Here is a 15194-nt window from a genome sequence, read left to right as displayed (position 1 = left end):
GCTCCTCACTGGGCGACGACCTTCACGGCCGAACCGTCATCCAGTTTGTCGGCGCCTTCGGTGATCACCTGCTCGCCTGGCTTGACGCCGTTCTCGAGCACCGCCGACACATCGCCCATCGATGGGCCGGTCTTGATGTTGCGCAGGCTGGCCTTGTCGCCATTCACCACGAACACAAAATCGCCCTTGCTGCCATGCTGGATCGCCCGGGTGGGCACCACGGCAACCTGGGCCAGGGTGTCGGCCTTCAGGCGCGCATTGACGAACTGATTGGGGAACAGCGCACTGCCCGAATCATCGAACTGCGCCTTGACCTTGATGGTGCCGGTGGAGGTGTCTACCTGGTTGTCCAGGGCCAACAGGCTGCCGGTGGCCAGCAGGGCTTTCTTGTTGCGGTCGTAGGCCAGCACCGTCACGGCGCCACGGCCCAGGGCCTGGTTGATAGCGCCCAAGTCGTCCTCGGGGACCGCGAACACCACGGTGGCCGGGTTCATCTGGGTAATCACCACGATGCCGGTGGTGCTGGTGGTGGTGACGTAATTGCCGGGGTCGACCAGGCGCAGGCCCACCACACCGTCGACCGGCGAAGTGATGGTGCAGTAGCCGACCTGCACTTCAAGGTTCTGCACATTGCCCTGGTCGGCGGCCACGGTGCCCAGTTGTTGCTGGACCAAGGACGCCTGGGTGTCGACGGTTTGCTGGCTGGTAGAACCGGCCTTGACCAGTTCGCGGTAGCGCACCAGATCGCGCTGGGCATTGCTCAACACAGCCTGGTCGTGGGCCAGGGTACCCTTGGCCACGGCCAGTTGGGCCTTGAGAGCACGGTCATCGATCCGCGCAATCACCTGGCCCTTGCTGACGTGCTGGCCTTCCTTGAATTCCACGCTGCTGAGGATGCCATCGACCTGGGTGACCACGGTCACACTGCGGGTGGGGGTGACGGTGCCGAGGGCATCGATATACACCGGCACGTCCTGCAACACCACCGGCACCACGGCCACCGGTTCGCCGGTGACGGCCGGCCGGCCTTTGTGCCCGCCTGCAAAGAAGTGCAAACCCAGGGCAATCAACAACGCTACCAGTAACAACGTGCCAACGGCCCAGGCGAACGTACGTCGTCTGCTTTTCTCCACGGGTTTCTCTCTCGAACGCCGAAAACAGGAAGGGGCGGCCAGGCTAAATGGCCGCTCGCTGCCTGAACTCTAGCAGCGCGCTGGAGCTGTGCCTGTACGACCGTGAATGCGTTCAGCATCAAGACAGACAAAGTCAGCTGGGCGCCCCGCCATGCAAGGGCTGCGGCGGGATTCTTGAGCCCTGCGCAAAGCCGGTGCTACCATGCCAGACCGCCTGTCTTGGCAAGGAACCTCCTGGTCTATGAGCACCATTCGCGAGCGCAACAAAGAACTGATCCTGCGGGCTGCCAGTGAGGAGTTTGCCGACAAGGGCTTCGCCGCGACCAAAACCAGCGACATCGCCGCCAAGGCCGGGCTGCCCAAGCCCAACGTCTACTACTACTTCAAGTCCAAGGACAACCTCTATCGCGAGGTGCTCGAAAGCATTATCGAGCCGATCCTGGCGGCCTCCACACCGTTCAATCCTGATGGCGACCCTTCGGCCGTGCTGAGCGGGTACATCCGCTCGAAGATCTGCATCTCCCGGGATTTGCCGTTTGCCTCGAAAGTGTTTGCCAGTGAGATCATGCACGGCGCCCCGCATTTGAGCCCCGAGCAGGTGGAACAGCTCAATGCCCAGGCCAAGCACAACATCGACTGCATCCAGAGCTGGGTGGACCGTGGGCTGATTGCGCCGATTGATCCGCATCACCTGATGTTCAGCATTTGGGCGGCGACGCAGACGTATGCGGATTTTGACTGGCAGATTTCGGCGGTGACCGGGAAGGCGAAGTTGGATGAAGCGGATTATGAGGCGGCGGCGCAGACGATTATTCGGTTGGTGTTGAAGGGGTGTGAGCGGGACTGATAGACCGCAGCGTCTTCAAGATTCGCGAGCAAGCCCGCTCCCACATTTGAATTTGTTCCAGACATAAATTGTTTAAACGCCGCAGATCCAATGTGGGAGCGGGCTTGCTCGCGAAAGCGCCCTCCCAGACACATCCTGCACAAAGCCAAACCATCATCTCCAGATTCCCCGATCTAGCCTCTCAGAACCCCCCCTGAAGAGAGGCAAAGGAATGCCTGATCCAGCTGCTTCACATCGCCTGCGCATCGGGCGATTCAGCGAATCCAACCGTATTTACCTGATCACCACCAATACCCACGAACGTGTGCCAATCTTCAGTGACTTTTACCTGGGTCGGCTGGTGGTCTGGCAATTCCGGCTCGCCCAATACCAAGGGTTGGCGAACTCCCTGGCCTGGGTGGTCATGCCCGACCACTTTCACTGGTTGATTGAGCTGCAAAAAGGCTCATTGGGAGACCTGATGTGCCAGGTGAAATCCAAAAGCACTCGAACCGTTAATGGCGCTACGGGCCGCAAAGGGCGGCTATGGCAAACCAGCTTTCATGATCGTGCACTGCGCAAGGACGATGACCTGGTGAAGATGGCTCGGTATGTCGTGGCCAACCCATTAAGAGCAGGGTTGGTGGAGCGGATTGGCGACTATCCGCTGTGGGATGCGGTTTGGGTTTAGGTCCGGGACCGAGTCGCCCCTTTCGCGAGCAAGCCCGCTCCCACATTTGACCGAGTTCCAGCCTTGGAATGCAGTCAAATGTGGGAGCGGGCTTGCTCGCGAAGAGGCCCGACCAGTCACCTCACATCAAGCAGTAACCCCCGCATCCGCCAACAACCCCAACCCCTCGATCGCACTGATCGCACACTGCTCATCAATATCCGACGTATCCCCGCTGATCCCGATTGCGCCCAGCACCACGCCCGCCTGATCCCGAATCAACACCCCGCCCGGCGCCGGCACCACGCTGCCCTGCCCCAAACTATTCAACGCCGCAATAAACGCCGGCCGCTGCTGCGCATCCAGCGCCAGCAGCCGCGAGCCCTTGCCCAGGGCTATCGCACCCCAGGCCTTGCCAATCGCGATCTGCGGGCGCAGCAGGCTCGCGCCATCCTCGCGCTGCAACGTTATCAAATGCCCGCCGCTGTCGAGTACCGCAACGGTCAGCGGTGCCGCCGAAATGGTGCGGCCTGCCGCGATGGCGTGGCTGGCCAGGTTGACTGCGACTTTCAAGGTTAAAGCGCTCATGGGTGCCGTCCTTATCTTGTTATGGGAAAGCCGTGGGGCTCTGTCTGATCAGAAGCTCGATCAAACAAATAGAACACAATAGATTTATTTTTTGTATACAATATTTCGAATCATACGCACCACACGTCGAAATATTCCCGTCCATAAGCCTTCCGACGAACGTAAAGGCCACCCAAGAAAATGGATTGACCTGCCCCGCTCGCCGTGAATACACTTCGGACCAACACCACTTGTATACAATTACAAAACGCAAGAGGCACCAAAACCATGAGCAAAATGAGAGCAATCGAAGCCGCTGTCCTGGTGATGCGCCGTGAAGGGGTCGACACCGCCTTCGGTATCCCGGGCGCCGCGATCAACCCGCTGTATTCGGCCTTGCAGAAGGTCGGTGGCATCGATCACGTCCTTGCTCGCCACGTTGAAGGCGCCTCGCACATGGCCGAGGGCTACACCCGCACCAAGGCCGGCAATATCGGCGTGTGCATCGGCACCTCGGGCCCGGCGGGCACCGACATGGTTACCGGCCTGTACAGCGCCTCGGCGGACTCGATCCCGATCCTGTGCATCACCGGCCAGGCGCCACGGGCACGCATGCACAAGGAAGACTTCCAGGCTGTCGACATCACCAGCATCGTCAAGCCGGTGACCAAGTGGGCGACCACCGTCCTGGAACCCGGCCAGGTGCCGTATGCCTTCCAGAAAGCCTTCTATGAAATGCGCTCCGGCCGCCCGGGCCCGGTGCTGATCGACCTGCCATTCGACGTACAAATGGCCGAGATCGAATTTGACATCGACGCCTACCAACCACTGCCCCTGGCCAAGCCTTTGGCGACCCGCATCCAGGTGGAAAAAGCCCTGGCCCTGCTGGACCAGGCCGAGCGCCCATTGCTGGTGAGCGGTGGTGGCGTGATCAACGCCGACGCCAGCGAACTGCTGGTGGAATTCGCCGAGTTGACCGGCATCCCGGTGATCCCGACCCTGATGGGCTGGGGCACGATCCCGGACGATCACCCGCAGATGGTGGGCATGGTCGGCCTGCAAACGTCCCACCGTTATGGCAACGCCACGATGTTGAAATCGGACGTGGTGCTGGGCATCGGTAACCGCTGGGCCAACCGTCACACCGGTTCGGTGGAGGTGTACACCGAGGGCCGCAAATTCATTCACGTGGACATCGAGCCGACGCAAATCGGCCGCGTATTCACCCCGGACCTGGGCATCGTTTCCGACGCCGGCTCTGCATTGACCATGTTCATTGAAGTGGCCCGCGAGTGGAAAGCCGCCGGCAAGCTCAAGGACCGCAGCGCCTGGCTCCACGATTGCCAGCAGCGCAAGGCCACCCTGCACCGCAAGACCCACTTCGACAACGTGCCGGTCAAACCGCAACGGGTGTACGAAGAGATGAACCAGGTGTTCGGCAAAGACACCTGCTACGTCAGCACCATCGGCCTGTCGCAGATTGCCGGCGCGCAGTTCCTGCACGTCTACAAACCACGCCACTGGATCAACTGCGGCCAGGCCGGCCCGCTCGGCTGGACCATTCCGGCGGCACTGGGTGTGGTCAAGGCGGACCCGACCCGCAACGTCGTGGCACTGTCCGGCGACTATGACTTCCAGTTCATGATCGAAGAGCTGGCCGTGGGCGCACAGTTCAAGCTGCCGTACATCCACGTGGTGGTGAACAACTCCTACCTGGGGCTGATCCGCCAGGCCCAGCGCGGGTTTGAAATGGACTACTGCGTGCAGCTGTCCTTCGACAACCTCAACGCACCGGAACTCAACGGTTACGGCGTCGACCACGTGGCCGTCGCCGAAGGCCTGGGTTGCAAGGCCCTGCGGGTGTTCGAGCCGGGCCAGATCCAGCCGGCACTGCGCAAGGCCCAGGAAATGATCGAAGAATTCAAGGTTCCGGTGATCGTTGAGATTATTCTGGAGCGGGTGACCAATATTTCCATGGGCACCGAGATCAACGCCGTCAACGAATTCGAAGATCTGGCACTGGTGGGCAACGACGCGCCGACTGCCATTTCACTGCTCGATTAAGGAGAACCCCATGCCGCGTTTTGCCGCCAACCTGTCCATGCTGTTTACCGAACAGGACTTTCTTGCCCGTTTCAAAGCCGCCGCCGACGCGGGGTTCAGTGGTGTGGAATACCTGTTTCCCTATGAATTCAGCTCAGCTGAAATCAAGGCGCAACTCGATGCCCACGGCCTGACCCAAGTGCTGTTCAACCTGCCGGCCGGTGACTGGGCCAAGGGCGAACGCGGCCTGGCCTGCCACCCGGACCGGGTCGAGGAGTTCCGTGCCGGGGTCAACCTGGCCATCGCCTACGCCCAGGTACTGGGCAATACCCAGGTCAACTGCCTGGCGGGGATTCGTCCTGCCGGCGTGGATGACGCGACGCTTGAAAAAACCTTCGTCGCCAACCTCAAGTACGCCGCCGACAAGCTGCAGGCGGTGGGCATCAAGCTTGTGATGGAGATGATCAATACCCGCGACATCCCGGGCTTCTACCTGAACAACACGGCGCAGGCCCTGTCGATTCGCGAGCAGGTAGGCAGTGCCAACCTGTTCCTGCAATACGACATCTATCACATGCAAATCATGGAAGGCGACCTGGCCCGCACCATGGCTGCGCACCTGGGTGAGATCAACCACATCCAGCTGGCGGACAACCCGGGGCGCAACGAGCCGGGCACCGGTGAGATCAACTACCGCTTCCTGTTCGAACATTTGGACCGCATTGGTTATCAGGGTTGGGTCGGCTGTGAGTACAAGCCGTTGACCACCACCGAAGCGGGTTTGGGTTGGCTCAAAAGCCACAACGCGATCTAACCCACAACACAGAACCCAATGTGAAAGCAGGGCTTGTGTGGGAGCTGGCTTGCCTGCGATGCAGGCAACTCGGTCTCTCAGTTAAACCGAGGTGATGCCATCGCAGGCAAGCCAGCTCCCACAAAAAGCAGCGCTCACATCGAATAAAGAGAGGATTTTCGTCATGGCTAAAATCGGATTTATCGGCACCGGCATCATGGGCCAACCCATGGCTGCCAACCTGCAAAAGGCCGGTCACCAACTGTTTCTTTCCGAGCATCACGGCAAGGCGCCGGCTGAACTGATCAGCGCTGGTGCGGTGGCCCTGGCCAACCCGCAGCAAGTAGCCCAGGAAGCCGAGTTCATCATCGTCATGGTGCCCGACACTCCGCAGGTCGATGATGTGCTGTTCCGCGCCGACGGCGTTGCCGCAGGTCTTGGGCCGAACAAAGTGGTGATCGACATGAGTTCGATCTCGCCCACCGCCACCAAGGCCTTCGCCGCAAAGATCAACGAGACCGGCGCACGTTACCTCGACGCCCCGGTGTCCGGTGGTGAAGTCGGTGCCAAGGCCGGCACCCTGAGCATCATGATCGGCGGCGACCCGCACACCTTCGAACGCGCCCTGCCGCTGTTCCAGGCCATGGGCAAGAACATCACCCTGGTGGGCGGCAATGGCGATGGCCAGACCGCCAAGGTGGCCAACCAGATCATCGTTGCGTTGAACATCCAGGCGGTGGCGGAAGCGCTGCTGTTCGCCTCGAAGAACGGCGCCGACCCGGCCAAGGTGCGTGAAGCACTGATGGGGGGGTTTGCTTCGTCGAAAATCCTCGAAGTGCATGGCGAGCGCATGATCAAGGGCACCTTCGACCCGGGCTTCCGCATCAACCTGCACCAGAAGGATCTGAACCTGGCCCTGGCCGGTGCCAAGGAGCTGGGGATCAACCTGCCGAACACCGCCGGCACGCAGCAGGTGTTCAGCACCTGCACCGCCATCGGTGGCGGCAACTGGGACCACTCGGCGCTGATCAAGGGCCTGGAACATATGGCGAATTTTTCGATTCGCGATAAATAACCCCCTGATCGTTCCCACGCTCTGCGTGGGAATGCAGCCGTGACGCTCCGCGTCACAACAGCGGACGCAGAGCGTCCAGTGATTCATTCCCACGCGGAGCGTGGGAACGATTTGATGCACCCCTAATAACAAGAATCCCCGGGAGCCCGCTTATGTCGGTCGATCCGCAACACCTGCTTCGCGAGCTGTTTGCCACAGCCATCGACGCCGCCCACCCCCGGCAAGTCCTCGAACCCTATCTGCCCGCCGACCGCAGCGGCCGTGTCATCGTGATCGGCGCCGGCAAAGCCGCCGCCGCCATGGCGCTGGTGGTGGAAAACTGCTGGCAAGGCGAAGTCTCGGGCCTGGTGGTCACCCGCTACGGCCACGGCGCACCCTGCAAGAAAATCGAGGTGGTCGAAGCCGCGCACCCGGTGCCGGATGCCGCAGGTCAGGCCGTGGCCAAGCGTGTGCTGGAGCTGATCAGCAACCTGGGCGAAGACGACCGCGTGATCTTCCTGCTCTCCGGCGGCGGCTCTGCACTGCTTGCCCTTCCGGCCGCCGGCATCACCCTGGCGGACAAGCAAGCGATCAACAAGGCCCTGCTCAAATCCGGCGCCACCATTGGCGAGATGAACTGCGTGCGCAAGCACCTCTCGGCGATCAAGGGCGGGCGCCTGGCCAAGGCAAGCTGGCCTGCCACCGTCTACACCTACGCGATTTCCGATGTACCGGGCGACCAGGCCACGGTCATCGCTTCCGGCCCCACTGTTGGCGACCCCAGTACCTCGCAACAGGCGCTGGCGATTCTCAAGCGCTACCAGATTGAAATCCCGGCGTCGGTGCGCACCTGGCTGCAAAGCCCGGAGTCGGAAACCGTCAAGCCCGGGGACCCGGTGCTCGCCCGTAGCCATTTCCAACTGATCGCCCGTCCGCAGCAATCCCTCGAAGCGGTGGCGGTGAAAGTCCGCCAGGCCGGTTTCAGCCCGCTGATCCTCGGCGACCTGGAAGGCGAAGCGCGGGACGTGGCCAAGGTGCACGCCGGTATCGCCCGGCAAATCATCCAGCACGGCCAACCGCTGGCGGCGCCTTGCGTGATCCTCTCCGGCGGCGAAACCACCGTCACCGTACGCGGCAATGGCCGTGGCGGACGCAACGCCGAATTCCTGCTGAGCCTCACCGACAGCCTCAAGGGCCTGCCCGGCGTCTACGCCCTGGCGGGTGACACCGACGGCATCGACGGCTCGGAAGACAACGCCGGCGCGATCATGACGCCCACCAGCTACGCCCGCGCCGAAGCCCTGGGCTTGAGCGCCAGTGACGAGCTGGACAACAACAATGGCTACGGTTACTTCGCGGCCCTCGACGGCTTGATCATCACCGAGCCGACCCGCACCAACGTCAACGATTTCCGCGCCATTCTGATTCTTGAAAGCCCTGAAAGAGAGTCCCCTGAACATGACGCCTGACAAGAAGGTCAAGATCCTCGCCACGCTGGGCCCGGCCACCGACAGCATCGACGACATTCGCGAGCTGGTGGAAGCCGGGGTGAATATCTTTCGCCTGAACTTCAGCCATGGTGATCATGCCGACCACGCCCAACGCTACCAGTGGATTCGCCAGGTGGAACGCCAGCTCAATTATCCCCTCGGCATCCTGATGGACCTGCAAGGGCCGAAGCTGCGGGTGGGGCGTTTTGCCGAAGGAAAAGTGCAACTGATTCGCGGCCAGGCCCTGCGCCTGGACCTGGACCCGACACCCGGTGACCAGCGGCGGGTCAACCTGCCCCACCCGGAAATCATCGCGGCCCTGCAGCCCGGCATGGACCTGCTGCTGGACGACGGCAAGCTGCGCCTGCGGGTGATCACCAAGCACGCCGATGCCATCGACACCACCGTGCTCAATGGCGGTGAACTGTCGGACCGCAAAGGCGTGAACGTACCCCAGGCATTGCTGGAGCTCAGCCCGCTGACCGCCAAGGACCGCCGCGACCTGAGCTTCGGCCTGGAGCTGGGAGTGGACTGGGTGGCGCTGTCGTTTGTGCAACGCCCGGAAGACATCCGTGAAGCCCGCGAGTTGATCGGCGACAAGGCGTTCCTGATGGCCAAGATCGAGAAGCCCTCGGCGGTGCAGCGCCTGCAGGAAATCGCCGAGTTGAGCGACGCGATCATGGTCGCCAGAGGCGACCTGGGGGTGGAAGTGCCGGCGGAAAGTGTGCCGCAAATCCAGAAGGACATCATTGGTGTATGCCGCCAGTTGGGTAAACCGGTGGTGGTGGCCACGCAGATGCTTGAATCCATGCGCTTCTCCCCGGCGCCGACCCGTGCCGAGGTCACCGACGTGGCCAACGCAGTGGCGGAAGGGGCGGACGCGGTGATGCTGTCGGCGGAAACCGCTTCCGGTGAATACCCGTTGGAGGCCGTGCTGATGATGAGCAAGATCATTCGCCAGGTGGAAAATGGCCCGGATTACCAGACCCAGCTGGACGTCAGCCGGCCCAAGGCGGATGCCACGGTGTCGGACGCCATCAGCTGTGCGATCCGCCGTATCAGCAGCATCCTGCCGGTGGCAGTGCTGGTGAACTACAGCGAGTCGGGCAGCTCCACCTTGCGGGCGGCGCGGGAACGGCCGGCGGTGCCGATTCTGAACCTGACACCGAACCTGTCGACGGCGCGACGCTTGAGCGTGGCGTGGGGCGTGCATTCGGTGGTGAACGATCGGCTGCGGCAGGTGGATGAGGTGTGTTCCACGGCGTTGGAGATTGCCCAGGCACAGGGTATGGCGGAGCGTGGGGATACGTTGGTGATTACTGCTGGGGTGCCATTCGGGCAGCCAGGGTCGACCAATTCGTTGCGGATCGAGACATTGATCTAATCCCCTGTGGCGAGGGAGCTTGCTCCCGCTGGACTGCGCAGCAGGCCCATCTTTTGGGGCCGCTGCGCGCCCCAGCGGGAGCAAGCTCCCTCGCCACAAGATTCGGCGCTTTCCTGCAGATTATTGATCATGCCCAACCAACCCTGCCCCGACTGGGCCGAAGCCCTGCTCAACGGCTTCAGCCAGATATTCCTGCAGCGCCACCCGCTGTGTGGCCTGCTCTGCCTGCTGGCGATCCTGGTCGGCGCCCCGGCCCTGCTCGGCGGCGCGCTGCTGGGCGGTGTCGCCGGCTTGCTGACCGCCCAACGCCGCGGCTATCCCAAGGCCGAACGCCAGGCCGGTCTCTATAGCTACAACGGCGTGCTGCTCGGCTTGCTGATCAGCCAGCACTTCAGCTGGTCGGCACTGCTGCCGCCGTTGATTCTCGCCTGCGGTGGCCTCAGCGCAATCCTCACTCGCCAGTGGCTCAAACGCGCCGCCAACCCCGATGACCTGCCCGCCTACACCGCACCGTTTGTGGTACTCGGCTGGCTGCTGCTGGGCACCACCGCGCCCGCCGCATTTGCCGCCAGCGAACCCGGCACCTGGGCGCTACTCTGCGCGCCGTTCACAGGTCTGGCCCAAGTCATCCTGATGGACCAACCCCTCGCCGGCCTGCTGATCGCCCTCGGTCTTGTAATAGCCAGCCGCCGCGCGGCCTTGTGGGCGCTGACCGGCGCGAGCCTCGGCGTGTTGATCGCCCTGTTGATGGACGAGCCCGCCAGCGCCCTGCTCGGCCTGCACAGCTATAACCCGGCGCTGGCCGCCCTGGCCCTCAGCCAGCATCGTCGCCAACCCTGGCTGCCGCTGATCGGCATTCTCCTGGCGATCATCCTCACGCCCGGCTTCACCGGCCTGAACCTGCCCGCGCTGACCGCGCCGTTTATCCTCGCCACCTGGCTGGTGCGCGCCAGTCAGCGGGTGATGCAGAAAACCCGCATGGACAGCCCCTTCGAATCCCCCTAGGCTTCGCTGATCTTCGATTCAGGCGACTTCCATGGACAGCAACAAGCACTGGCGTGAGCGTCTCTACGTCATGGTTTTCCAAAGTGACACCCCGGCCGGCCGACGCTTCGACAGCACCCTGTTGCTGATCATCCTGGCCAGCCTGGTGATCGTGATCCTCGACAGCATCCAGGAGGTCCACGACAACTACGCCAACGTGCTGGCCTATATCGAGTGGGGCTTCACCATCATCTTCGCCATCGAATACGGCCTGCGGCTGTATTGCTCGCCCAAGCCGTTGCGCTATGCCTTCAGCTTTTATGGGCTGGTGGATTTGCTGGCGATCGTGCCCGGGATCCTCGCGCTGTATTACAGCGACGCGCAGTACCTGCTGATTATCCGAATCATCCGGATGCTGCGGATTTTCCGCGTGCTCAAGCTCGGCCCGTACCTCAAGCAGGCCAACTACCTGATGTCGGCGCTGCGGGGCAGCAAGCAGAAGATCGTGGTGTTCCTGGTCAGCGTCTGCACCCTGGTCACGGTGTTCGGCACCTTGATGTACGTGATCGAAGGCCCGGAGCACGGCTTTACCAGTATTCCCAAGGGCATCTATTGGGCAATCGTGACGCTGACCACCGTGGGTTTTGGCGATATCGTGCCGAAGACCCCGCTGGGCCAGGTGATTTCGTCGCTGGTGATGATCACCGGTTATTCGATCATCGCGGTGCCCACCGGGATCTTCACCGCCGAACTGGCCAACGCCATGCGCGGTGAGCAATTGCAAACGGATTGCCCGGTGTGCAAGAAAAACAGCCATGAGCCCAATGCAGCGTTTTGCTCACGGTGTGGCAGCGCGCTTTTCAAGAAACTGGAATAAGCAAAGTTCTTTTTAATCTTTAAGCGACTATGCGCCCCCCCGTTATAGTCGCTGGCATATTGCCCCCATGCGTTTCAAAAACCTTCTCGAACAACAAGGAATGAGCAGTGAAAAAACTCGTTAGTGCCTCTCTCCTGGCCGCCGGCCTCGCACTGGCTGGCGTCGTCCAGGCCGCCCCGGTCACCCTGCTCAACGTCTCCTATGACGTGATGCGTGACTTCTACAAGGACTACAACGCCGCCTTCCAGAAGCACTGGGCCGCCGAGCATCCAAACGACAAGCTGACCCTGCAGATGTCCTTCGGTGGTTCGAGCAAACAAGCGCGCTCGGTGATCGACGGCCTGCCGGCTGACGTGATCACCATGAACATGGCCACCGACATCAACGCCCTGGCGGACAACGGCAAACTGGTGCCGGACAACTGGGTTACCCGCCTGCCGAACAACAGTGCGCCGTTCACTTCGGCCACGGTGTTCATCGTGCGCAAAGGCAACCCGAAAGCCCTGAAAGACTGGCCGGACCTGCTCAAGGATGGCGTGCAAGTCATCGTGCCGAACCCGAAGACCTCCGGTAACGGCCGCTACACCTACCTCTCGGCCTGGGGTTATGTGCTGAAAAACGGTGGCGACGAAGAGAAGGCCAAGAAGTTCGTGGGTGACCTGTTCAAGCACGCACCCGTGCTGGACACCGGTGGCCGTGCCGCTACCACCACGTTCATGACCAACCAGATCGGCGACGTGCTGGTGACCTTTGAGAACGAAGCAGAAATGATCGCCCGTGAATTCGGCCGTGATCAGTTCGAAGTGATCTACCCGAGCGTTTCCGCAGAAGCTGAGCCGCCAGTGTCGATCGTCGACAAAGTGGTCGAGAAGAAAGGCACCAAAGTGGCTGCCGAAGAATACCTGAAGTACCTGTGGTCGCCGGAAGGCCAGGAAATTGCCGCCAACAACTACCTGCGTCCACGTGACCCGAAAGTGCTGGCCAAGTACACCGACCGTTTCCCGAAAGTCGACTTCCTGTCGGTAGAGAAGACCTTTGGCGACTGGCGCACCGTGCAGAAGACCCACTTCAATGATGGCGGGGTTTTTGACCAGATCTACTCCGGGCAGTAATCCGCACCCTGATCGCTGATCGTTCCCACGCTCCGCGTGGGAATGCATCACAGGACGCTCCGCGTCCAGGCCGCGCCGCAAGACCTGGACCGTGCGCAATGGTGACGCAGAGCGTCACTGGATGTATTCCCACGCGGAGCGTGGGAACGATCTATCTACAGCCGTTACATCGGCGGTGTCACGCCATCCTTACCCGCGGAAATCGCCTGGGCCGTCACGCTCCCGTCCGCGCCCTTCGCCGCAAACATCACCACCTTCACCCCAGGCTTCAGCAAGCTGCGATTACCCGGCTCCAGGTTGACGATCGGCACATCATCCGGCACCACGATCTTCTGCTCGCCGCCCTTGTACTTGACGGTCAACGTGCGGCCATCGCTCACCACCAGGTCACCCACGGTGCCGTTGGTCATGCTGCTGCCTTCCTTCAGGTCGAACGCACGGTGCCCATCGCCTGTACCGGCCATCGCCGGTGGGAATACATGCACTTCCAGCGCCGTCAGGGTGCCATCCGCGTTGGGCATGGCCGCCGAACCGATGTAACTGCCGGGCTTGATGTCTTCGATTTTTGCCAGGGTGACCGCACGCACCTGCGTGTCCTTGGTCAGGTGCACGGTGACGTCTTCACCGCTGTTGACCTTGACGTGCATCGCGTCGCCGTCCATCGCGGTAATCGCACCCCGCACGCCGACACGCGGGGCATCTGCGGCCTGGGCAACGCCCACGGTCATCAGCGCGGCCAAGCTGGAGGCCAGGAGCATCTTGTTGAATGTCGTCTTCATGGCAGTCGATTTCCTGTTTATGCAGTTGTGACTGAATGTATCATCGACCTTCAGCGCGAAAGTTAACGTTTCAGTCATTAATTCCCGGCATGAGTGTTATCACCACAGACAGGCTACTCGCGCCCGGGGCCAGTCTTTATCCTCGCTCGCCACAATCCTTCGCTTTTATGAGAACGCCATGAACGCCACGCCCCCCGCTACAAGCACGATGACCCGAGGCATGGTGATGCTGTTTGCGTTCTGTTGCGGCGCCATCGTCGCCAACATCTACTACGCGCAACCGATCATCGAGCTGATCGCCCCGGACATCGGCCTCACGCCGGCCATGGCCAGCCTGATCGTGTCCCTGACCCAGATCGGCTATGCCCTGGGCCTGTTCTTCCTGGTGCCGTTGGGCGACCTGCTGGAAAACCGCCGGCTGATGATCATCACCACCGTGGTGGCCATCGCCAGCCTGCTGGGTGCGGCGTTCACCGAACAGCCGAACCTGTTCCTGCTGGTGTCGCTGCTGATCGGCTTCAGCTCGGTGTCGGTACAGATCCTGATTCCGCTGGCGGCGCACCTGGCGCCGGCTGAATCCCGTGGCCGGGTGGTCGGCAGCATCATGGGTGGCCTGCTGCTGGGTATCCTGCTGGCGCGACCGGTGTCCAGCGTGGTGGCCGACCACTTCGGCTGGCGCGCCATGTTCATGGCCGCCGCGGCACTGATGGCGTTTATCAGCGTGGTGCTGATGCTGACCATCCCCAAGCGCCAACCGGATCACGCGGCCAGCTATGGCCAGTTGCTCGCCTCGCTGGGCACCTTGCTGCGCCGCCAGCCGGTGCTGCGCCAGCGCGCGTTTTACCAGGGCTGCATGTTCGCCACCTTCAGTCTGTTCTGGACCGCCGCCCCGCTGGAACTGTCCCGCAACCACGGCCTGAGCCAAAGCCAGATCGCCCTGTTTGCCCTGGTCGGTGCCCTGGGCGCCATCGCCGCACCCATCGCCGGGCGCCTGGCGGACGCCGGCCACACCCACCGCGCTTCGCTGCTGGCGATGCTGTTTGCCGCACTGAGCTTCCTGCCGGCCTTCGTGCACCCGCTGTACAGCGTGATCGGCCTGGCGGTGACCGGCGTGGTCCTGGACTTCTGCGTGCAGATGAACATGGTCCTTGGCCAGCGCGCCATCTACGCCCTCGACGCCAGCAGCCGTAGCCGACTGAACGCGCTGTACATGACCAGCATCTTCATCGGCGGCGCCTTCGGCTCGGCGATTGCCAGCAGCGTGTACGAACACGGCGGCTGGCTGGGGGTGATGCTGGTGGGCAGCGCATTCCCGCTGGTGGCGTTGCTGCGCTTCTTGAGCGCCTCGCGGCAAGGGGCGGTGGCGACTGCCTGACCCACCTTACAACCGCATCAACGGCTCCAACGCCGCATCCGCCAGAAATGACGAGTGACGAGGTCAAGGGCTTGCTGACTGATTGGGAATTACCGCCCAGGGATTTA

At 62.1% G+C, this 15194-nt stretch carries 14 protein-coding genes; 11 read left to right on the top strand and 3 right to left on the bottom strand.

The genetic code is table 11. From position 1 onward, the window contains the following. Nucleotides 1-5: 5 nt before the first annotated feature. On the bottom strand, nt 6-1133 hold the full coding sequence (locus HX818_RS05460) for an efflux RND transporter periplasmic adaptor subunit (RefSeq protein WP_008433882.1): 1128 nt from the start codon (nt 1131-1133) through the stop codon (nt 6-8). Between the two features lie 241 nt (nt 1134-1374). Here HX818_RS05460 and HX818_RS05455 point away from each other — a divergent pair, with 241 nt between their 5' ends. Next, on the top strand, nt 1375-1980 hold the full coding sequence (locus HX818_RS05455) for a TetR/AcrR family transcriptional regulator (RefSeq protein WP_003210590.1): 606 nt from the start codon (nt 1375-1377) through the stop codon (nt 1978-1980). A gap of 211 nt (nt 1981-2191) precedes the next feature. Then, entirely contained in the window at nt 2192-2650 is a 459-nt protein-coding gene (locus HX818_RS05450; protein ID WP_010166218.1) for a transposase, read from the top strand. A 126-nt stretch (nt 2651-2776) separates the two neighbouring features. Here the strand turns inward: HX818_RS05450 and HX818_RS05445 are convergent, their stop codons facing one another. After that, a complete protein-coding gene (locus HX818_RS05445) occupies nt 2777-3217 on the bottom strand; it encodes a heme-binding protein (RefSeq protein ID WP_003210592.1) in 441 nt (146 codons plus the stop codon). A gap of 267 nt (nt 3218-3484) precedes the next feature. Between HX818_RS05445 and gcl the strand changes: the two genes are divergently transcribed. From gcl to HX818_RS05405, 8 genes are all read left to right on the top strand, one after another. Then, entirely contained in the window at nt 3485-5260 is a 1776-nt protein-coding gene (gene gcl, locus HX818_RS05440; RefSeq protein WP_003210593.1) for a glyoxylate carboligase, read from the top strand. Nucleotides 5261-5270: 10 nt separating this feature from the next. Continuing rightward, nucleotides 5271-6053 (top strand): hydroxypyruvate isomerase, encoded by a 783-nt coding sequence (hyi, locus tag HX818_RS05435; RefSeq protein WP_003210594.1) that lies wholly within the window; start codon nt 5271-5273, stop codon nt 6051-6053. A 163-nt stretch (nt 6054-6216) separates the two neighbouring features. After that, nucleotides 6217-7107 (top strand): 2-hydroxy-3-oxopropionate reductase, encoded by an 891-nt coding sequence (locus HX818_RS05430; RefSeq protein ID WP_003210595.1) that lies wholly within the window; start codon nt 6217-6219, stop codon nt 7105-7107. A 152-nt stretch (nt 7108-7259) separates the two neighbouring features. Beyond that, the gene (locus HX818_RS05425; protein WP_003210596.1) at nt 7260-8555 is read left to right on the top strand and encodes a glycerate kinase; all 1296 of its coding nucleotides are present in this window, start codon (nt 7260-7262) and stop codon (nt 8553-8555) included. Then, a complete protein-coding gene (gene pyk, locus HX818_RS05420) occupies nt 8545-9960 on the top strand; it encodes a pyruvate kinase (protein WP_003210597.1) in 1416 nt (471 codons plus the stop codon). The genes HX818_RS05425 and pyk overlap by 11 nt, the downstream gene beginning before the upstream one ends. Nucleotides 9961-10089: 129 nt before the next feature. Further along, on the top strand, nt 10090-10965 hold the full coding sequence (locus tag HX818_RS05415) for an urea transporter (protein WP_177019605.1): 876 nt from the start codon (nt 10090-10092) through the stop codon (nt 10963-10965). A 31-nt stretch (nt 10966-10996) separates the two neighbouring features. After that, nucleotides 10997-11821 (top strand): ion transporter, encoded by an 825-nt coding sequence (locus HX818_RS05410; RefSeq protein WP_177008368.1) that lies wholly within the window; start codon nt 10997-10999, stop codon nt 11819-11821. 107 nt (nt 11822-11928) lie between these two features. After that, nucleotides 11929-12933 carry a sulfate ABC transporter substrate-binding protein gene (locus HX818_RS05405; RefSeq protein ID WP_003210600.1) on the top strand — a complete coding sequence of 335 codons (1005 nt, stop codon included), beginning with the start codon at nt 11929-11931 and terminating at the stop codon, nt 12931-12933. Between the two features lie 164 nt (nt 12934-13097). Here HX818_RS05405 and HX818_RS05400 read toward each other — a convergent pair whose 3' ends face one another. Next, nucleotides 13098-13712: a DUF5666 domain-containing protein gene (locus HX818_RS05400; RefSeq protein ID WP_177019604.1), complete on the bottom strand. Its 615-nt coding sequence runs from the start codon at nt 13710-13712 to the stop codon at nt 13098-13100. Between the two features lie 178 nt (nt 13713-13890). Between HX818_RS05400 and HX818_RS05395 the strand changes: the two genes are divergently transcribed. Then, nucleotides 13891-15087, top strand: coding sequence for an MFS transporter (locus HX818_RS05395; protein WP_087694461.1), 1197 nt, complete (start codon nt 13891-13893; stop codon nt 15085-15087). Nucleotides 15088-15194: the final 107 nt, after the last annotated feature.

Origin of the sequence: Pseudomonas sp. F9001, from assembly GCF_013385435.1 — a bacterium.
Lineage (GTDB): Bacteria > Pseudomonadota > Gammaproteobacteria > Pseudomonadales > Pseudomonadaceae > Aquipseudomonas.
This window is presented reverse-complemented; position numbering and strand designations above follow the sequence as displayed.

Coding starts and splice junctions, on each gene's coding strand:
- HX818_RS05455 (WP_003210590.1), top strand. CDS start 1,375: ATGAGCACCATTCGCGAGCGCAACAAAGAACTGATCCTGCGGGCTGCC.
- HX818_RS05450 (WP_010166218.1), top strand. CDS start 2,192: ATGCCTGATCCAGCTGCTTCACATCGCCTGCGCATCGGGCGATTCAGC.
- HX818_RS05445 (WP_003210592.1), bottom strand. CDS start 3,217: ATGAGCGCTTTAACCTTGAAAGTCGCAGTCAACCTGGCCAGCCACGCC.
- gcl (WP_003210593.1), top strand. CDS start 3,485: ATGAGCAAAATGAGAGCAATCGAAGCCGCTGTCCTGGTGATGCGCCGT.
- hyi (WP_003210594.1), top strand. CDS start 5,271: ATGCCGCGTTTTGCCGCCAACCTGTCCATGCTGTTTACCGAACAGGAC.
- HX818_RS05430 (WP_003210595.1), top strand. CDS start 6,217: ATGGCTAAAATCGGATTTATCGGCACCGGCATCATGGGCCAACCCATG.
- HX818_RS05425 (WP_003210596.1), top strand. CDS start 7,260: ATGTCGGTCGATCCGCAACACCTGCTTCGCGAGCTGTTTGCCACAGCC.
- pyk (WP_003210597.1), top strand. CDS start 8,545: ATGACGCCTGACAAGAAGGTCAAGATCCTCGCCACGCTGGGCCCGGCC.
- HX818_RS05415 (WP_177019605.1), top strand. CDS start 10,090: ATGCCCAACCAACCCTGCCCCGACTGGGCCGAAGCCCTGCTCAACGGC.
- HX818_RS05410 (WP_177008368.1), top strand. CDS start 10,997: ATGGACAGCAACAAGCACTGGCGTGAGCGTCTCTACGTCATGGTTTTC.
- HX818_RS05400 (WP_177019604.1), bottom strand. CDS start 13,712: ATGAAGACGACATTCAACAAGATGCTCCTGGCCTCCAGCTTGGCCGCG.
- HX818_RS05395 (WP_087694461.1), top strand. CDS start 13,891: ATGAACGCCACGCCCCCCGCTACAAGCACGATGACCCGAGGCATGGTG.